Genomic DNA, 18441 nt, shown 5'->3' on the forward strand with positions numbered 1-18441 from the left:
GGCGGCAGCGGATGGCACGGATCGGGTAACAACAGGACATGGAAAAGGGGATGAAGATGAACAAGCAAACCACGGCAGTGACGGGCAAGACGGTGGCCAGGCGGCTGGCGGCATGGTGCGGCGCGCTGGGCGCGGCACTGTGGCTGGCGGGTTGCGCGGTGACGGATGTCGGCCGCGCGCCGGCGCTGGCCCGCGGCGAGACCATCGCGGTGCTGCCGATCGTGAACTACACCGAGACGCCGCAGGCCGGCCTGCGCGCCGAGGCGATTGCCGAGAGCCTGCTGAAGACCGGCGGCGTGGCCAGCCTGAAGCGCTATCCGGCCAGCCTCAATCCGGAAACGCTGTTCGAGCCGGCCGAGCGCGAGGCCGTGGGCAAGGCGCTGGAATGGGCGCGTGCCGAGAAGGCCCGCTACGCGCTGACCGGCGCGGTGCAGGAGTGGCGCTACAAGGTGGGCGTGGACGGCGAGCCCGCGGTCGGCATCTCGCTGCAGCTGCTGGACGTGGCCAGCGGTGAAGTGGTGTGGTCGGCCACCGGCAGCGACAGCGGCTGGAGCCGCGCGTCGCTGTCGGGCACCGCGCAGAAGCTGCTGCGCCGCCTGCTGGCGCCGCTGATGCAGGGCTGAGGCGGCGGCAAGCCATCAGGACGAGGCTGCACACCGATGCGGCGATGGAATGGTTGAAGCAAGGGGATGAGCGTGGCCAATACGGCTGACAAGACATATCGCGCGCGGCAAGGACAGGGCATCGGCCTGGGTGGGCGCTATGCGCGCCTGCTGGCGCCGGCGGTCAGCGGGCGCGCGGCCGTGGTGGAACTGGTGGTGGCCATGCTGGCGGCAATGGGGCTGGCGTGGCTGGCGCTGCCGCAGAACCCGCTGCTGCTCGGCATGGGCTTTCCGTGGGCCTGGCTGCTGCCGGTGATCCTGGCACTGCGCTACGGCACGCTGATCGGCGTGGGCAGCGTGCTGATGCTGCTGGGCGGCTGGTACTTCTACCAGCAGACCGGCGTGATGGCAGGGCCTTTCCCGCGCCTGTTCTTCCTCGGCGGGCTGCTGCTGGTGCTGGTGGCCGGGCAGTTCGGCGATATCTGGGGCACGCGCCTGGCGCGTGCCCGCGCCGTGAACCGCTACCTGGACGAACGCCTGGCGGCACTGACCAAGAACCACTACCTGCTGCGCATCTCGCATGCGCGGCTGGAGAACGACCTGCTGGCGCGGCCCACCACGCTGCGCGACACGCTGTCGCAGCTGCGCAGCGTGGCGCTGGACGAGGCGGCACGCACCGGCCAGGTGCTGGCCGGCGCGCAACCGATGCTGCAGGTGGTGGCGCAGGCCTGCCAGCTCGAGGCAGCCGCGCTCTATGCCTGCGATGGCGAGCACGTGGACGGTGCCCCTGTCGCCAGCGTCGGCCCGGAATTCACGCTCGATACCACCGACCCGCTGGTGCGCCACTGCTTGGACACGCGCCAGCTGGCGCACCTGCGCGCCGACGGCCTGCAGCATGGCGCGCAGACGCGCTACGTGGCGGTGGCGCCGGTGCTGGCCGGCTCCGACCACCTGATCGGCCTGCTGGTGGTCGAGCGCATGCCGTTCCTGTCGCTGACCTACGAGAACCTGCAGATGCTGATGGTGCTGCTGGGCTACTACGCCGACGGCGTGGAGCACGCCGGCGCCACCCGCACCATCCAGGCGGCGCTGCCGGCCTGCCCGTACCCGTTTGCGCTGGACTATGCGCGGCTGTCGCGGCTGCGGCGCGAGACCGGCATCGAAAGCTCGGTGGTGGCGCTGGTGTTCGACGCGGATCCGGAGCGCGATGCGCTGTTCGAGCAGGTGGTGCGCAGCCGGCGCGCGCTGGATGTGGCGTGGCCGGTGGTCAACGCCCATCACCGTGCCATGCTGACGCTGATGCCGCTGTCCGATGCGCAGGCGGTGGCGGCCTACCTGGTGCGCATCGAAGACATGCTGCGCGCGCAGTTCGGCACCGACTTCACCAGTGCGGGCATCGGCGTCTATACGCTGGCGGTGCCCGGCGCCGGCTCGGAAGACGCGCTGGTCAAGCTGCTGCGCCGGGCCCAGGTCGATGGCGCGATCGCCCCCGCCACGCTGCCGGCCGGGGAAGCGCCCCATGTTTAAGCTCGGCGCCAGCGGGCTCGCCGCCCAGATCGCCGCGCTGGCGCTGCTGGCGCGCGCCGGCAACAGCACTGCGCTGCTGCTGGCCTTCTTCGGCATGCAGGCGGCGGCTGCCGCGCTGACGGCGCTGCTGCTGTGGCGCCTGCTGCCGCGGCGCTTTCGCGTGCCGTTCGCGTGGAGCTATGGCTTTCTCGCGCTGTTCTGCTTCTTCGTGCCGCTGGGCGGCGCGCTGGTGTGCCTGGGCAGCTACCTGTTCTCGAAGCTGTTCCCGCGGCGCGTGGACACCAGCGGCATCGGCACCGTGGGCTTGCCCGAGTTCGTCACGCACCTGATGTCGCGCGTCACCCACGGCGGCGGCGCGCGCCTGCGTGCGCAGCTGGGCAATGCGCGCGCGCCGCTGCCCGAGCGCATGACCGCGCTGGTGGCGATGCAGTCGATGCCGGCGCGCACCGCCAGCCCGGTGCTGCGCGAACTGCTGGCCGACAGCGTCGACGACGTGCGGCTGCTGGCCTACGGCATGCTGGATGGCGCCGAGAAGCAGCTGACCCAGCAGATCCTGGCCGAGCTGCCGCGGCTGGAGAGCGCCAACAGCGCCAGCGAGCGCGCCGAGATCAGCAAGCGGCTGGCCGACCTGTACTGGGAACTGATCTACCAGAACCTGGTGCAGGGCGACGTCTACCGCTACACCGCCGGCCAGGTCGAGCGCTACGCCAGCGCGGCGCTGGAGTACGACGACAGCAATGCCTCGCTGTGGTACATGCGCGGGCGCCTGGCGCTGGCGCGCAATGCCCCGCGCGAGGCGCGCGACTGGCTGCAGCGCGCCGAATCCCTCGGCTTCGCGCGCGAGCGCGTGCTGCCGCACCTGGCCGAAGCCGCTTACCTGGAACGCGACTACGCCGCGGTGCGCCAGCTGATGGCATCGTTTGACAGCCCCTCGCCGCTCCCGCTGGTGCGGCCCCTGCTGCGGTACTGGCAATCATGAGCGAGATCTTGATGAAAGGGACGTCGGCCGACGTCATGCTGCTGCTCGAAGGCACCTTCCCGTATGTGAGCGGAGGGGTGTCGAGCTGGGTCAACCAGATGATCCGCGCGTTCCCGGACCTGCGCTTCGGCATCGTCTTTATCGGCAGCCGGCGCGAGGACTATGGCGACATGGCCTACCAGTTGCCGCCCAACGTGGTGCACCTGGAAACGCACTACCTGTACGACTTTCCGCCGCCGCCGCTGGTCCAGGGCAGCACCGGCGATGCCAGGGCGTTCGACGCCTCGGACCGCCTGCACGAGCTGCTGCGCGACCCGGGCCGCGAGGCCGAGGCCGGCGCCATGATCCGCGAGCTGATGCCGACGCTGCGCGAGGGCGGGGCGCTGGGCGAGGACGCCTTCCTGTACAGCCGCCGCGCCTGGCAGACCATCACCGAGCAATACCGGCGCTTCTGCACGGACCCGTCGTTCACGGACTATTTCTGGACCGTGCGCATTATGCACAAGCCGCTGTGGCAGCTGGTGCGCATTGCCGACAACCTGATCCCGGCGCGCGTCTACCACACGGTTTCCACCGGTTATGCGGGCTTTCTCGGGGCGCTGCTGCGCCACCGCAACCAGCGCCCGCTGCTGGTGTCGGAGCACGGCATCTACACCAAGGAACGCAAGATCGACCTGTTCCAGAGCCAGTGGATCCGCGACAACCGCAATGTGTTCGAACGCGACATCTCCCAGATCAGCTACTTCCGCGAACTGTGGGTGCGCTTCTTCGAGACCATTGGCCGGGTCTGCTACGACGCCGGCGACGACATCGTCGCGCTGTACGAGGGCAACCGCCGCCGCCAGGTGCAGGACGGCGCCCCTGAGGCGCGCACGCGCAGCATCCCCAACGGCATCGACCTGCCGCGCCTGGCGCCGCTGCGCGCGCGCCGCAAGCCGGGCGTGCCGCCGGTGCTGTGCCTGATCGGCCGGGTGGTGCCGATCAAGGACGTCAAGACCTTTATCCGCGCCATGCTGACGGTGGTGCGTGAGTACCCCGATGCAGAAGGCTGGATCGCCGGGCCCGAGGACGAGGATCCCGACTACGCGCGCGAATGCTGCAGCCTGGCCGAAAGCCTGGGCCTGGGGCAGAAGGTCAAGTTCCTGGGCTTCCAGCGCATTGACGCGCTGCTGCCGCAGGTGGGCGTGCTGGTGCTGAGCTCGATCAGCGAGGCGCTGCCGCTGGTGGTGCTGGAAGGCTTTGCCGCCGGCGTGCCGTGCGTGACCACCGACGTGGGCTCGTGCCGCGAGCTGCTGTTCGGCCTGCCCGGCGAGGATGCCGCGCTGGGCTCGGCCGGCGAGGTGGTGCGCATTGCCGACCCTGCGGCACTGGCCGCGGCGGCGTTAGGGCTGCTGCAGGACCCGGCGCGCTGGCAGGCGGCGCAGGCCGCCGGCGTGGCGCGCGTGGAGCGCTACTACACCCAGGACCGCATGGTGGGCAGCTACCGCGAACTGTATCAACGGCTGATGGCGCAACCAGACGGCGCCGGGCATGGCGGACCTGAGCGGCAGGGCGGCGGCAACCCCGCGCGCTGCCCGGTCCACGGAGGAGCCTGAGCATGGCTGGCATTGGATTCGAGCTGCGCAAGATGCTGCGGCGGGACAACCTGTCGGGCATGCTGAGCGCCTACGCGTATGCCGGCATCATCAGCTCCGGGCCGTGGATCCTGTCGATCGTCGGCATCCTGCTGATCGGCATGCTGAGCCTGCCCTTCGTGGTGCCGGGCTCGCTGATCACGCAGTTCCAGGTGTCGGTGACCTACCTGATCGCCGGCAGCCTGATCCTGACCGGGCCGATGCAGCTGGCGTTCACGCGCTTCACCTCGGACCGGCTGTTCGAGAAGCGCGACCACCTGGTCCTGAGCAACTACCACGCGGTGGCGCTGCTGGCGACGGTGCTGTCGGGCGGCATCGGCGTGGCGTGCGCAGTGTTCAGCTTCGGCGAGCAGTCGGTGCTGTACCGGCTGCTGATGGTGGCGGGGTTCGTGGTGCTGAGCAATATCTGGATTGCCGCGATCTTCCTGTCGAGCATGAAGCAGTACAAGGCCATCGTGTGGACCTTCCTGCTGGGCTATGCGATCTCGGTCGGGGCCGCGCTGGCGCTGCGCGGCCACGGGCTGGAAGGGCTGCTGGGCGGTTTCGCCGCCGGCCAGCTGTGCCTGCTGACCGGCATGGTGACGCTGATCTACCGCAACTACACCAGCCGCCAGTTCATGTCGTTCGAGGTGTTCCAGCGCCGCTATGCCTACCCCAGCCTGGTCGCGATCGGCCTGCTGTACAACCTGGGTATCTGGATCGACAAGTTCATGTTCTGGTACGCGCCCTCCACGGGGCAGCAGGTGATCGGACCGCTGCATGCGTCGATCATCTACGACATCCCGGTGTTCCTGGCCTACCTGGCGATCATCCCCGGCATGGCGGTGTTCCTGGTGCGCATCGAGACCGATTTCGTCGAGTACTACGACGCGTTCTACAACGCGGTGCGCGGCGGCAGCTCGCTCGAGCATATCGAGGACATGCGCAACACCATGGTCCAGACCATCCGGCTGGGTTTGTACGAGATCGTCAAGGTGCAGGCCATCGCCGCGCTGCTGCTGTTTGCGGTGGGCGTGTGGGTGCTGCGGCTGCTGGGCATTTCCGAGCTGTACCTGCCGCTGCTGTACGTGGACGTGATCGGCGCCAGCCTGCAGGTGGTGCTGCTGGGGGTGCTCAATATCTACTTCTACCTGGACCGCCGCCGCGAGGTGCTGCTGCTGACCGCGACCTTCGTGGTGCTGAACTTCGCGCTGACGCTGCTGACGCTGCACCTGGGACCGGCGTGGTACGGCTACGGATTTGCGGTGTCGCTGCTGGTGGTGGTGGCGCTGGCGCTGTACCTGCTGGACCGCAAGCTGGACCGGCTGGAGTACGAGACCTACATGCTGCAATAGGTCCTGCCGGGGCCGCGCCGCCCGGCTCCCCGAGCAGCGCGATGGCGGCAAGGAGGGCGCAGATCGAAAGACGATCGCGGAGGGATCGGCGCAGTTACCGCCGCCACCCCTCGTCGGGGCATCTCGACGAATGGGCCCGCGATTGGGTAACATGGAGGCAGCCGGCGGGCTTCGGCCTGGCCCGTCGGATCAGATCGACGGCCGCGCCCCCTGGGGGTGAATATGAGGAATGACTTGCCGGCCGAGCCGTCGACATGCCGTGGCAGAGACCGCAGTTGCAGTCGGAAGCTGGCAGAAGGATGTAGAGGTATGCGTATTGCCTCCGTGGAGGATGATCCGGATCAGGCCGAACTGATCCGGCAGATATTGAGCGAAGCCGGCTTCGAGTGCGAGTCCTTCGCCAACGGTGCGGACTTGCTGCGCGCGCTGCGCGAGCGCGCCTATGACCTGTTGCTGGTCGACTGGCAGCTGCCGGGCACCAGCGGCTATGAGCTGGTCAGCTGGGTGCGGCAGAAGTCCGGCAATATGCCGCCGATCCTGTTCGTCACCAGCCGCACCGCTGAATCCGATATCGTCGACGGCCTGACGGTGGGCGCCGACGACTACATGCTCAAGCCTATCCGCGCCGGCGAGCTGATCGCCCGCGTGCGCTCGCTGCTGCGCCGCGCCTACCCCGAGGCCGCGCAGGAAGTGGAGCTGATCCGGCGCGGCAACTACACCGTCGATACCCACGCGCGCACCATCACCGTCGGCGGCGAGCCGGCGCTGCTGTCGCCGCGCGAATATGAGCTGGCCCTGTTCTTGTTCCGCAATACCGGGCGCCTGCTGGCGCGCGAGGTGATGGAGCAGGCCGTCTGGGGCCGCGCCATGGGGGCGGGCTCGCGCACGCTGGATACGCATATCTCGCGGCTGCGCCTGAAGCTGGCGCTGCGCCCCGAGAACGGCGTGCGGCTGACCTCCGTGTATTCGCACGGCTATCGCTTTGAAGAGGCTTCCGCGGCTGACGCGGAAGCGGATGAGGCCGGGGCGGATGCGTAAGGTGATGGGTGGTGTCGCGCTGGCCCTGCTGGCCGGCGTGGCGGTTCCGGCGCACGCCGGGCCCGCGGGCGCGGAAGGCGCCGATTTTATCTACCTGGTGGAGCCGGGCGATACGCTGATCGGCCTGGCCTCGCGCTACATGGCGTCCGAGCAGGGGTGGCGCACGCTGCAGCGCCTGAACGGCGTGGCCGATCCGTACCGGCTGGTGCCCGGCTCGCGCCTGCGCATCCCGCTCAGCCAGATTCCCGAACAGGCCGCCTCGGCGCGCGTGGTCTATGTGGCCGGCGAGGTCCGCGCCAATGGCCGGCCGGTGCAGGCCGGCATGACGCTGGACGAAGCCGCGCGCATCGAGACCCCCGCGGGCGGCTCGGTCACGCTGGAGCTGCCGGACCGCAGCCGCGTCACGGTGCCGCCGGCCACCAGGCTCTCGGTCAGCCGGCTGCGCACGTTCGCGCGCAGCGGCCTGACCGACACCGTGATCCGCATCGACAAGGGCGCCGCCGATACGCGCGTGGCGCCCACGGGCGGCGGCGTCGGCCGCTTCGAGCTGCATACGCCGATGATGGTGACCGGCGTGCGCGGCACCCGCTACCGGGTCTCGGCCGACACCGCGGGAAGCCGCAGCGAGGTGCTGGAAGGGCGCGTCGGCGTCAGCGCGGCGCGGGGCGCCCGCGCCCGGCCGGCAGCGGAGCGCGCCATGACCGCGGCGGCTTCGGTCGGTGCCGGCTATGGCATCGGCGTGTCGGCCGGCGGCAAGCTGTCGCAGCCGGTGGCGCTGCTGCCGGCGCCGGCCCTGCTGCCCCCGGCCGATACCGTGCTGGGCCCGTCCTTCGAGGCCGCCTGGCAGCCGGTGCCGGGCGCCACCGCCTACCGCGTGCTGGTGGCGCGCGATGCGGCGCTGAGCGAACTGGCCTGGACCGGCATCGTCAGTGGCGCCAAGGCCACGACCGCCCGTGTAGACGGGCTGCCCGAGGGCACGCTGTACCTGAGCGTCAGCGCCATCGACAAGCACCAGCTGACCGGGCACGGCGCGCAGGCGCCGGTGGCGGTGCGGCTGAACCCGCCGGCGCCGTTCACGCGGCAGCCTGCCGCGGATGCGGTGCGCTATGCCGACGCCGTCGCCTTCGAATGGGCCACCGTGCCGAGTGCTGCGCGCTACGAACTGGCGCTGGCCGCCGATCCCGCCTTTACGCGCGATGCCGTGGTGCAGGCGGCCTCCGGGCCCGCCGCCGCGCAAGCGCTGGTGCCGGGCCGCTGGTGGTGGCGCGTGCGCAGCGTCGATGCGGCGAGCCGGCCGGGCCCGTGGTCGGATGCGGTCCCGTTCAGCGTCGAGCCCAAGCCGCCCGTGCCGACCCTGCAGGACGACGGCGGCGCGCTGCATATCGGCTGGCCCGAGGGCAGTGGTGCCGGCGCGGGCTACCGGGTTCAGGTGTCGGCCGATGCCGGCTTTGCCACGCTGCTGGCCGACGAGCACACCACCACCAACACCATTGACCTGCCGCGCCCCGCGCCCGGCGTCTATTTCATCCGCGTGGCACGTGCGGCGCCGGGGGTGACGCCTGACCCGGCGGCGTTCTCCGCGCCGCAGCGCATCGAGGTCTCTGCCTTCCTGCGCGACTCGCAGGGCGGCGCGATCGGGTCGGGCGACCGGCCGGACGGTGGTGGCCGCGTCCGGCTCAACTGACGCGCCAGGCTCGCCACCGGCCGCGCCTACGCGGGCAGGCGGGCGGGCTTTCGGGCGGCGCACGCGGATCGAATGGTGCCTGCTGCTTGCGGCCGTGCTGGCGCTGGTGGTGCTGGCCGCGCGCCAGGGCTGGACCGAGCGCGCCGACCTGGCCGCCTACGATATCGCCATCAGCGCGCAGCACCATCCGGCCCGCGACGACATCGTCATTGTCGGCATCGATGACGCCAGCATCACCGCCATCGGCCGCTGGCCTTGGCGCCGCGCGGTGCTGGCGCAACTGGTCGAGCGCATCGCCGCCGGCCGGCCGCGCGTGATCGGCGTGGACGTGATCCTGTCCGAGCGCGACACCCGCTATCCGCAAGACGACGCCGTGCTGGCCCGCAGCCTGGCCCAGGCCGGCAACGTGGTGCTGCCGGTGGTGGCCGAATCCGGCCCCGCCGGCATGCTGGTGCGCTACCCGCTGGCCGGGCTGGGCGCCGCGGTGGGCCATATCAACATGGTGGTCGACACCGATGGCGTGGCGCGCCAGGTCTATCTGAGCGAGGGGCCTCATCCGGTGGCCGCCGCCGGCGTGCCGCACCTGGCCGCGGTGATGGCGGCGTTCGGGCACGCCGGAGAGCCGCCCGGCATCGCGCGCCAGGAGCCGGCCCGGATCACCGAGGCCAACGGCTGGGAGCGCAGCGGCCGCCTGCGCATCCCGTATGCCGGCCCGCCCGGCACCTTTGCCCGCGTGTCGGCGAGCGACGTGCTGGACGGCCGCGCCAATCCCGCCATCTTCGCCGGCAAGGCCGTGCTGATCGGCGCGCTGGCCACCGGCATGGGCGACGTGCTGCCGACGCCGGTGTCGCGCGATGGCCGCGGCATGAGCGGGGTGGAGATCCTGGCCAATACCGTGCAGGCGCTGGCCGACGGCGACGCCATCGTGGCGGTGCCGCGCGCGTGGCAGGTCGGCGGCACGCTGCTGGCGGTGCTGCTGGCCGCACTGGCCGCGCTGCGCCTGCCCCCGCGCGGCGCGCTGGTGGCCACCGGGCTGCTGCTGGCCGCCCTGCTGGGCGGCTCGCTGTTGCTGCTGGCGCTGGTGCGGCTGTGGTTCGCGCCCGCCGCCGCGGCGCTGGGCTGCGTGCTGTTCTACCCGCTGTGGAGCTGGCTGCGCCAGGAGGCGGCCCTGCGCTTCCTTACCGACGAACTGGCGCGGCTGGAACGCGAGCCCGGCCTGATTGCCGCGCCGCGCCATACCGGCGCCACGCTCGACAGCCGCATGCGCGCCGTCTACGGCATGAGCGCGCAGCTGCGCGGCACGCGCCGCTTCCTGTCCGATGGCCTGGAAAGTCTGCCCGATGCCACCGCGATCTGCGACCTGGATGGCGGCGTGATGCTGGCCAACCGGCGCTGCGTGGCGCTGGCGCCCGCCGTGCTGGACGGCGAGCCCGCGCGCGCGCCGGGCGAGGCCGGGCCGCCGCGGCCGGCCATCCACGCGCTGATCGAGGCGCTCTTTCCCGCGCCGGCACCGGCCCTGGCGTACTGGCAGGCGCTGCACGACCGCCACGCCGGCGCCCGCATCGCCCCGGCCCCGGTCCCCGACGGCGGCATCGAGGTGGCCGGGCGCGGCGACCGCCGCTACCTGCTGCATGGCGCGCCGCTGCATGCCGAGGCCGGCGCCGTGGCCGGCCTGATCGTCAGCGTGATCGACATCACTGCGATCCGCATTGCCGAGCGCCAGCGCGAGCAGATGCTGCGCTTCCTGTCGCACGACATGCGCTCGCCGCAGGCCTCGATCCTGGCCTTGATCGAGCTGCATGAGCGCCGCGCGCGGCGCGATGGCGCAGCCACCGGCGATGTCGCCACGGACAGCAGCGTGCTGGCCCGTATCGCCGCGCATGCACGCCGCACGATGACGCTGGCCGACGACTTCATCAGCGTCGCGCGCGCGGAGTCGAAGACCCTGGCGTTCATGGAAGTGGAACTGGGTGGCCTGGTGCTGGATGCGACGGACCAGCTCTGGGCACTGGCCAAGGCCCGCGACGTGACGCTGCAGATCGATCTGCCTGACGACCCCGCGGTGCTGCAGGGTGAACCGACGCTGCTGGCACGCGCCATCGCCAACCTGGTCAGCAATGCGATCAAGTTCAGCCCGCAAGGGGAGACCGTGACGGTCTCGCTCACGCGTGAGCCGGGCAGCTTTGTCGTTGCAGTGCAGGACCACGGGCCGGGGATTGCCGAGGCCGACCAGGCTCGATTGTTCGAACCGTTCGCGCGCCTGCATGAGGGACAGCAGGGCGCGCCGGAAGGCGCGGGCCTGGGGCTGGTGCTGGTGCGGGCCGTGGCCGAGCGGCATGGCGGCAAGGCCAGCGTGCGCAGTGCCGCTGGCGCGGGGGCGGTGTTCCGCATCGAATTGCCTGTGGCCTGAGCGGCACGGAAATTGCCGCTAGGCGTGTTGCGGCCGCCGACACAATTGTTGGCAGTCGTCACAGGCGGATTTGCGTAGCATCGGATCGCCGCTGGAGCCGCATCCGGTGGTTTTCGCGCCCACGCCAGCTCCCCCAATGGCCGTAACTGGCGTGGGCGGCTTTTTTTGGGGTTGGCAGCGGGTACGGCTTCGCGACAACGCGGAGCGCTCTCTCGCCGGCACAGGTGCGGGTGCAGCGACAGACACGCAGCCCGGCCTATCCCCTGAACGTCAAGACAAAGCGCGTCCTTCCCCCCTCCGACTCCACCCCGATTCCCCCGCCATGCGCAGCCACAATCGCCTGCGTAATCGCCAGCCCCAGCCCTGCACCATCGGACTCGGGCCGCGCTCGCGACTTGTCGGCACGGAAGAACCGGTCGAACAGCGATGGCAGCAATTCCGGCCGGATGGTGTCGCCTTCGTTCTCGACGACCACCGTCACCCCTTCGGCCGAGCGCAAAATCTCCACCACAATGCCCTTGCCGGCCGGCGTATGCCGCAGCGCATTCGACAGCAGGTTGCTCAACGCCCGCCGCAGCATCAGCCGGTCACCGGTGATGCGGCCACTGCCGCGCACGGCCATTCGCACGCCCTTGTCCTCGGCCAACGCATCGTAGAAATCGAACAGCGCAGCCACCTCATCAGCGACCTCGATCGGCTCGGCGTTCGGCAGGGTGATGCCGTGCTCCATCTTCGCCAGGTAGAGCATGTCCGACACCATGCGCGACAGCCGCTGCAGCTCTTCCACGTTGGACGCCAGCACGTCGCGGTACTTGTCCGCATCGCGCGGCTGCGAGAGCACCACCTGGGTCTGCGTCATCAGGTTGGTGATCGGCGTGCGCAGCTCGTGCGCCAGGTCCGATGAGAACTCCGACAGGCGCGCGAAATCGCGCTGCAGGCGTTCCAGCATGGCGTTGAGCGTCGCGGCGAGGTCGGCCATTTCCACCGGCACGGCATCGACCGGCATGCGCTCGTCCAGCTTGTGCGCGGTGACGGCGCGCGCGCGCGAGGCCATGGTGCGCAGTGGCCAGAGCCCCCGGCGCGCGGCCCACCAGCCCAGCAGCCCGCTCGCCAGCGCGGCCAGCGCGGTGTAGAAGGCCAGCGACTGGCGGAAGGCGTGCATGAAGTGGGCATGCAGCGAAGTGTCCATGCCGACCACGACCTGCAGCGGCCCCGGCTGCCCGGGCGCCAGCTGGGCCAGCGCACGCATGCCGCGGTAGGTCTGGCCACCCTGTTCCCAGGTGAAGGCATGCCGCTGCGCCGGCAGTTGCGCGGCTGCAGCCAGTGCGATGCCGAAGTCGAAGTCCTGCGTGGCATACAGGCGCCTGCCGTCGGCGGCGCGCACTTCGGCGACGAAGCCGGCATGGTGTTCCAGCACCGGGCCCAGGCGCTGCGGCAGCGACGCTGCCGGGCCTTTGGCCGCGATCTTCTGGATCAGCCGCACGTTGTCACCCAGCACGGCGTAGTCCTCGTCGGCGAAATGATTGTCGATCGCCAGCCAGATCAGCACGCCCAGCCCCAGCAGCACCGCGGCCGACGACAGCGAGAACAGGATGGTGAGCCGTGCCGTCAGCGACATCCGGCCCTTCATTCAGCGTCCTCCGCAGCCTCGGGGGCTTCCAGCACATAGCCCATGCCGCGCACGGTCTGGATCAGCTTGGGCTCGAACTCATCGTCGATCTTTGCGCGCAGGCGCCGGATGGCGACGTCGATGACATTGCTGTCGCTGTCGAAGTTCATGTCCCACACCTGCGAGGCGATCAGCGAGCGCGGCAGCACTTCGCCGCGGCGGCGTGCCAGCAGTTCCAGCAAGGCGAACTCCTTGCTGGTCAGCGTGATGCGGCGACCGGCGCGCGTGGCCCGGCGGCGGCCCAGGTCCAGCACCAGGTCGGCCACCTGGATGCGGTCCAGCGCCATCTGTGCCGTGCCCCGGCGCAGCAGCGTGCGCACCCGCGCGAGCAGCTCGGAAAAGGCGAAGGGCTTGACCAGGTAGTCGTCCGCACCCAGCTCCAGCCCCTTGACGCGGTCGGCCACGCTGTCGCGCGCTGTCAGGAACAGCACCGGCACGGCGTTCTCCGCGGCGCGCAGCGCCTGCACGATGCGCCAGCCGTCGACGTCCGGCAGCATCACATCCAGGATGACCAGGTCATAGGGCTCGGTCATCGCCAGATGCTGGCCGTCCAGCCCGTTGGCCACCAGGTCGACGACAAAGCCCGCCTCGGTCAGCCCCTGGCGCAGGTATTCGCCGGTCTTGGACTCGTCCTCCACCACTAGCAGTTTCACAGCACTTTCCTTGATCGATCGGCCCTTTGGGCAGGGTCCGGCAACTCTACGCCGGTAACGCGGGCGCCAACATGACCGGAAGATTACCGGAATGTCATGTTCCAGTCAGACGTGCGTAGGGTGGCCTTCGCTACGCTTGGCATGCTTTCAACCAGGACTGATGACATGCGACGCCACCCCAGTACCGGCCTTGTGCTGCCCGATTTACCCCGCCGCCGCTTCGTGCAAGGGCTGGTTGCCGGCGGCGTGGTGGCCAGCCTTGCCGGCGTTGGCGGCAGCGCGTGGGCGCAGCATGCGGGCCAGCGCGCCGGGCAGGCTGCCCCGGCCGGCTCCGGCTCGGCGCCGGTCCTGCGCGGCACCGAGTTCGACCTGGTGATCGGCGAGTCGCTGGTCAACTTTACCGGCAAGCCGGCCATCGCCACCACCATCAACGGCATGCTGCCCGGCCCGACGCTGCGCTGGCGCGAGGGCGACACGGTCACCATCCGCGTGACCAACCGCTTGCGCGAGGCCACCTCGATCCACTGGCACGGCATCATCCTGCCGTACGAGATGGACGGCGTGCCGGGCATCAGCTTTGCCGGCATTCCGCCCGGCGAGACCTTCACTTACCGCTTCAAGGTCGCGCAGACCGGCAGCTACTGGTACCACTCGCATTCCGGCTTCCAGGAAATGACCGGGGTGTACGGCGGCATCGTCATCGATCCGGCCTCTGGGCAGGAAACCGTGCGGGCCGACCGCGACCACACAGTGCTGCTGTCGGACTGGACCGACGAAGACCCGATGCGGGTGCTGACCAAGCTCAAGATCCAGGGCGACTACTACAACTACAACCAGCCGACGGTGGTCGACTTCTTCCGCGACGTCTCGCGCGACGGGCTGAAGCAGGCGCTGGACAAGCGCAGCATGTGGAACCAGATGCGGATGAGCCCGACCGACCTGGCGGACCTGTCCAGCGCCACGCTGACGCACCTGGCCAACGGCGTCACCCCGGCCGGCAACTGGACCGGGCTGTTCCGGCGCGGCGAATCCGTGCGGCTGCGCTTTATCAACGGCTCGGGCAACACCTTCTATGACGTGCGCATCCCCGGACTGAAGCTGCGGGTGGTGCAGGTCGATGGCCAGAATATCGACCCGGTCACGGTCGACGAATTCCGCTTCGGCCCCGGCGAGACCTGCGACGCCATCGTCGAGCCGCGCGACGACGCCTACACCCTGTTCGCGCAGTCGATGGACCGTACCGGCTATGCGCGCGGCACGCTGGCGGTCAGGGAAGGGCTGGCGGCGCCGGTGCCCGCGCTCGACCAGGCCGAATGGCTGACCATGACCGACATGATGGGCGCGATGACAGGCCACGGCGGGCATGGCGGACACGGTGGCATGCAGCACGGCGCGATGCCGATGCAGGGCATGGACCACGCCGGCATGGATCACAGCCAGCACGCCATGGCCGCCGCCGATCCGCTCAAGGTCCCCAGCAAGACCGCCCGCCACGCCCGCACCGAATACGGTCCGGGCACCGACATGCGCGTCGACATGGCCCGCACCAACCTGGACGATCCCGGCATCGGCCTGCGCAACAACGGCAGGCGCGTGCTGACCCTGGCCGACCAGCACACCATCGGCGGCGCCATGGATGCGCGCGGCCCCGGGCGCGAGGTCGAGCTGCACCTGACCGGCAATATGGAGCGCTACACCTGGTCCTTCGACGGCGTCGAGTTCGGCAAGTCGACGCCGATCTACTTCAAGCACGGCGAACGGCTGCGCGTGATTCTGCACAACGACACCATGATGACCCACCCCATGCACCTGCACGGCATGTGGAGCGAGCTGGAAGCGCCGGACGGCAGCTTCCAGGCGCGGCGCCACACCATCCCCGTGCAGCCGGCGCAGCGCATCAGCTTCCTGGTCACCGCCGATGCGCTGGGGCGCTGGGCCTGGCATTGCCACCTGATGCTGCATATGGATGCGGGCATGTTCCGCGAAGTGGTGGTGGCGTGATGGCTCAACCTGAATTCGCAATCTCCATGCACAGGCACACGAAGACGATACTGGCCGCGGCGCTGGCCTTGACCGCAATCGGCGCAGCCCAAGCGCAGGACCCGCATGCCGGCCATGCGCACAAGCACGATGCCCCGGCCGCCATGCAGGGCATGGACCATGGCCAGATGCAGGGCATGGAGCAGGACGGGATCCAGACCATGGACGGTGGCGGCGCGCCGGTGCCGGACATGCAGGGCATGGCCGCCCCCGCCATGGACCACGGCGACATGAAGATGCAGGGCGGCAGCGCGCCGCCCGACGCCCGCGATCCGCATGCCTATTCCGGCGGCTACCAGCTGGGCGTCGGCAAGTACGCGCTCGGCGACAAGCGCCAGCTAGTGATGGCGGACGAGCATTTGTTCGCCTCGGTGCTGGTCGACCGCCTCGAATGGGCCCACGCCAACGGCAGCAATGCCGCCGCCTACGAGATGCAGGCATGGTTCGGCAACAGCTACGACAAGCTGGTGCTCAAGGCCGAGGGCGAAGCGTCGAAGGGCAAGATGCACGAGGCCCGCACCGAGCTGCTGTGGGGCCACGCCGTGGCCAGCTACTGGGATACCCAGCTGGGCCTGCGCAACGACGCCGGCAGCGGCCGCCCGGCCCGCAACTGGCTGGCCTTCGGCGTGCAGGGGCTGGCGCCGTACTGGTTCGAGGTAGATGCCACTGCCTATGTCGGCACCAGCGGCCGCACCGCGCTGCGGCTGTCCGCCGAATACGAATTGCTGCTGACGCAGCGCCTGATCCTGCAACCACGCATCGAAGCCAACCTCTATGGCAAGAACGACCCGGAGGTGGGCATCGGCAGCGGCTTGTCCAACGGCACCGTGGGGCTGCGGCTGCGCTATGAGTTCAGCCGGCAGTTTGCGCCGTATATCGGCGTGGAGCGCTACCAGGCCTTCGGCAATACCGCCGACATGATCCGGACCTCTGGCGGCAAGGCGGGCGAAACGCGTTTCGTCGCCGGTGTCCGGGTCTGGTTCTGACACCACAACTTCATCATCCCCAAGCGGAGATAACCATGCATGCCAATCGCCCCCTGATCCAGACCCTGCTTGCCGCCAGCGCCGCGCTGGCCAGCAGCATCGCCTTCGCGCACCCGAAGCTGGTGTCGTCCACGCCGGCGGACAAGGCCGAAGTGGCGGCGCCGCAGAAGATCGAACTGCAGTTCTCCGAGACCCTGGTCACCCAGTTTTCCGGCGCCAGTCTGGTGATGACCGGCATGCCGGGCATGGCTAGTCATGCGCCGATGAAAATGGCCGCGAAAGTCTCCGGCAGCGACGACCCCAAGGCCATGGTGATCACGCCGGCGCAGCCGCTGCCGGCCGGCAGCTATCGCGTCGACTGGCGGGCGGTGTCATCCGATACCCATCCCGTCAACGGCAATATCGCCTTCACGGTGAAGTAATTGCCGCAACCGGACTGGGTGGCCGCCGGGCTGCGCCTGGCGCTCTATGTCGACCTGGCCTTGCTGTTCGGGCTGCCGCTGTTCTGCACCTATGCGCTGCATCGGGGTGAACGGGCCTCACGCTTTGCCATGCGATGCCAGGCGCTTGCGCTGGGCTGTGCCGTAGCGGGCATCGTGCTCTCGCTGGGCGCCCTCGTCGTGATGGCCCGGGCGATGACGGGGGTGTCCGACTACGCTTCGTTGCAGGGCCACGTCTTCGCGATGATCGTCACGGGCACGGATTTCGGCTTGGCCTGGTCGGTGCGCCTGATGGCCCTGCTGCTTTGCGTGCTGGCCGGCGTGTCCTGGCGCAGGCGGCCGGGCGCGCGCTGCGCTGCGCTGGCCGGGTTCGGCGGGATTGCACTGGCCACGCTGGCCTGGGGCGGCCACGGCGCGATGCATGAGGGCGCCTTGCGCTATGTCCACCTGAGCGCCGACGTGGCGCACCTGCTGGCCGCCGGCGCATGGGTTGGCGCGTTGGCCGCGTTCGTGCTGTTGTCCCTGGCGCGGCCGGGATCGGACCAGGCGGCCGTGGCGTTGCTGAGCCGCACCTCGAACGGCTTCGCCCGCGTCGGCACCATTATTGTTGCCACGCTGCTGTTGACCGGCGTGCTCAACTACTGGTTCATCGTGGGCCCGGCGCTGCCCGATGTTGCGCCGATGTCCTATGGCGGGCTGCTGGCCGCCAAGCTCGCGCTGTTCGTGGCGATGCTTGGCATGGCTGCCGCGAACCGCTTCCGCCTGAGCCCGCAGCTGGCGTTGGCGGTGCAGGCCGGGGACCATCGGGTGGCGGCGCTGGCGTTGCGGCGCAGCCTGCTGCTGGAGGCCGGCGCCGCCGCGCTGGTGATGGCCCTGGTGGCCATGCTGGGGATGCTGTCTCCGGCGCCGATATGAGGCCGGCGCGATCAGACATAGGCAATCAAACGCCCGGCACAGATTACCAGCGACCACGTCACCATCGAGGCAATGGCGCTGATCCGCGCGCCGGCTGGCGGCGCGACGCCGCTGTCCCAGCCCCGTTGCCCGGCATGCAGGCTGCGATATGGCCCCAGGTGGAACCAGAGCACATTGGCCAGCGCCAGCGCGATCAGGCACAGCTTGGCCAGGAATGCAGGATTGACGGCCAGCTCATCGGCATGGGCCAGGAACAGCAGCACGCCGCTGGCCGCGACCGCGACGAAGGCGCCGGCGGTGAAGGGCAGCGCATGGCGCAACAGCAGGCTCACCGGCAGCCGCCGGCCGAGTCCGGCCAGGCGCATGTCGACCACGAAGATGGAGCCGAACAGCAGCGCCATGCCGGCCAGGTGGACGATCTCCACTGCGGGATAGGCCCAGGCCGAACTGCGCAGGGCCATCGGGAACGGCAGCCGCGCCAGCGCGCCGGCCCATTCCGTCCATTGCGCGAACAGCACCGACATGCGGCG

At 69.9% G+C, this 18441-nt stretch carries 15 protein-coding genes; 12 read left to right on the forward strand and 3 right to left on the reverse strand.

The window, feature by feature from the left end:
• Positions 1-56 precede the first annotated feature (56 nt).
• From AC3WL8_RS04360 to AC3WL8_RS04395, 8 genes are all read left to right on the forward strand, one after another.
• The gene (locus AC3WL8_RS04360; RefSeq protein ID WP_041228943.1) at positions 57-623 is read left to right on the forward strand and encodes a transporter; all 567 of its coding nucleotides are present in this window, start codon (positions 57-59) and stop codon (positions 621-623) included.
• A 66-nt stretch (positions 624-689) separates the two neighbouring features.
• Positions 690-2129: a PelD GGDEF domain-containing protein gene (locus tag AC3WL8_RS04365; protein ID WP_013953804.1), complete on the forward strand. Its 1440-nt coding sequence runs from the start codon at positions 690-692 to the stop codon at positions 2127-2129.
• Positions 2122-3108: a tetratricopeptide repeat protein gene (locus AC3WL8_RS04370; protein ID WP_492377945.1), complete on the forward strand. Its 987-nt coding sequence runs from the start codon at positions 2122-2124 to the stop codon at positions 3106-3108. Before AC3WL8_RS04365 ends, AC3WL8_RS04370 begins: the two co-directional genes overlap by 8 nt.
• A complete protein-coding gene (pelF, locus tag AC3WL8_RS04375) occupies positions 3105-4703 on the forward strand; it encodes a GT4 family glycosyltransferase PelF (protein ID WP_492377946.1) in 1599 nt (532 codons plus the stop codon). Before AC3WL8_RS04370 ends, pelF begins: the two co-directional genes overlap by 4 nt.
• A 2-nt stretch (positions 4704-4705) precedes the next feature.
• Positions 4706-6076, forward strand: coding sequence for an exopolysaccharide Pel transporter PelG (pelG, locus tag AC3WL8_RS04380; RefSeq protein WP_013953801.1), 1371 nt, complete (start codon positions 4706-4708; stop codon positions 6074-6076).
• A 309-nt stretch (positions 6077-6385) separates the two neighbouring features.
• Positions 6386-7114 (forward strand): response regulator transcription factor, encoded by a 729-nt coding sequence (locus AC3WL8_RS04385; RefSeq protein ID WP_013953800.1) that lies wholly within the window; start codon positions 6386-6388, stop codon positions 7112-7114.
• On the forward strand, positions 7107-8798 hold the full coding sequence (locus AC3WL8_RS04390; protein WP_492377947.1) for a FecR family protein: 1692 nt from the start codon (positions 7107-7109) through the stop codon (positions 8796-8798). Before AC3WL8_RS04385 ends, AC3WL8_RS04390 begins: the two co-directional genes overlap by 8 nt.
• Entirely contained in the window at positions 8773-11208 is a 2436-nt protein-coding gene (locus tag AC3WL8_RS04395) for a CHASE2 domain-containing protein (RefSeq protein WP_492377948.1), read from the forward strand. The genes AC3WL8_RS04390 and AC3WL8_RS04395 overlap by 26 nt, the downstream gene beginning before the upstream one ends.
• Positions 11209-11464: 256 nt before the next feature.
• Here AC3WL8_RS04395 and AC3WL8_RS04400 read toward each other — a convergent pair whose 3' ends face one another.
• Positions 11465-12838, reverse strand: coding sequence for a heavy metal sensor histidine kinase (locus AC3WL8_RS04400; protein WP_492377949.1), 1374 nt, complete (start codon positions 12836-12838; stop codon positions 11465-11467).
• The gene (locus AC3WL8_RS04405) at positions 12835-13530 is read right to left on the reverse strand and encodes a heavy metal response regulator transcription factor (RefSeq protein WP_211979424.1); all 696 of its coding nucleotides are present in this window, start codon (positions 13528-13530) and stop codon (positions 12835-12837) included. The genes AC3WL8_RS04400 and AC3WL8_RS04405 overlap by 4 nt, the downstream gene beginning before the upstream one ends.
• A gap of 165 nt (positions 13531-13695) precedes the next feature.
• Between AC3WL8_RS04405 and AC3WL8_RS04410 the strand changes: the two genes are divergently transcribed.
• From AC3WL8_RS04410 to copD, 4 genes are read left to right on the forward strand one after another with little or no spacing between them, the layout of a single operon-like run.
• Positions 13696-15531 carry a copper resistance system multicopper oxidase gene (locus AC3WL8_RS04410; protein ID WP_153953297.1) on the forward strand — a complete coding sequence of 612 codons (1836 nt, stop codon included), beginning with the start codon at positions 13696-13698 and terminating at the stop codon, positions 15529-15531.
• Positions 15532-15557: 26 nt separating this feature from the next.
• The gene (locus AC3WL8_RS04415; RefSeq protein ID WP_041228717.1) at positions 15558-16556 is read left to right on the forward strand and encodes a copper resistance protein B; all 999 of its coding nucleotides are present in this window, start codon (positions 15558-15560) and stop codon (positions 16554-16556) included.
• Positions 16557-16591: 35 nt separating this feature from the next.
• Positions 16592-16978, forward strand: coding sequence for a copper homeostasis periplasmic binding protein CopC (gene copC, locus AC3WL8_RS04420; RefSeq protein WP_013953793.1), 387 nt, complete (start codon positions 16592-16594; stop codon positions 16976-16978).
• Positions 16979-17911: a copper homeostasis membrane protein CopD gene (gene copD, locus AC3WL8_RS04425; RefSeq protein ID WP_013953792.1), complete on the forward strand. Its 933-nt coding sequence runs from the start codon at positions 16979-16981 to the stop codon at positions 17909-17911. It begins immediately after the preceding gene.
• Between the two features lie 11 nt (positions 17912-17922).
• On the opposite strand, the gene AC3WL8_RS04430 is transcribed toward copD, so the two are convergent.
• A complete protein-coding gene (locus AC3WL8_RS04430; protein ID WP_211979423.1) occupies positions 17923-18435 on the reverse strand; it encodes a DUF6644 family protein in 513 nt (170 codons plus the stop codon).
• Between the last annotated feature and the right edge of the window lie 6 nt (positions 18436-18441).

The sequence above is a fragment of the Cupriavidus sp. FW305-F7 genome (assembly GCF_058782875.1).

Excerpts from the sequence above, each read along its gene's own strand:
- AC3WL8_RS04360 (WP_041228943.1), top strand. The coding sequence starts at position 57 with ATGAACAAGCAAACCACGGCAGTGACGGGCAAGACGGTGGCCAGGCGG.
- pelG (WP_013953801.1), top strand. The coding sequence starts at position 4,706 with ATGGCTGGCATTGGATTCGAGCTGCGCAAGATGCTGCGGCGGGACAAC.
- AC3WL8_RS04365 (WP_013953804.1), top strand. The coding sequence starts at position 690 with ATGAGCGTGGCCAATACGGCTGACAAGACATATCGCGCGCGGCAAGGA.
- AC3WL8_RS04410 (WP_153953297.1), top strand. The coding sequence starts at position 13,696 with ATGCGACGCCACCCCAGTACCGGCCTTGTGCTGCCCGATTTACCCCGC.
- AC3WL8_RS04370 (WP_492377945.1), top strand. The coding sequence starts at position 2,122 with ATGTTTAAGCTCGGCGCCAGCGGGCTCGCCGCCCAGATCGCCGCGCTG.
- AC3WL8_RS04390 (WP_492377947.1), top strand. The coding sequence starts at position 7,107 with ATGCGTAAGGTGATGGGTGGTGTCGCGCTGGCCCTGCTGGCCGGCGTG.
- copC (WP_013953793.1), top strand. The coding sequence starts at position 16,592 with ATGCATGCCAATCGCCCCCTGATCCAGACCCTGCTTGCCGCCAGCGCC.
- pelF (WP_492377946.1), top strand. The coding sequence starts at position 3,105 with ATGAGCGAGATCTTGATGAAAGGGACGTCGGCCGACGTCATGCTGCTG.
- AC3WL8_RS04415 (WP_041228717.1), top strand. The coding sequence starts at position 15,558 with ATGCACAGGCACACGAAGACGATACTGGCCGCGGCGCTGGCCTTGACC.
- AC3WL8_RS04385 (WP_013953800.1), top strand. The coding sequence starts at position 6,386 with ATGCGTATTGCCTCCGTGGAGGATGATCCGGATCAGGCCGAACTGATC.
- AC3WL8_RS04400 (WP_492377949.1), bottom strand. The coding sequence starts at position 12,838 with ATGAAGGGCCGGATGTCGCTGACGGCACGGCTCACCATCCTGTTCTCG.
- AC3WL8_RS04430 (WP_211979423.1), bottom strand. The coding sequence starts at position 18,435 with ATGTCGGTGCTGTTCGCGCAATGGACGGAATGGGCCGGCGCGCTGGCG.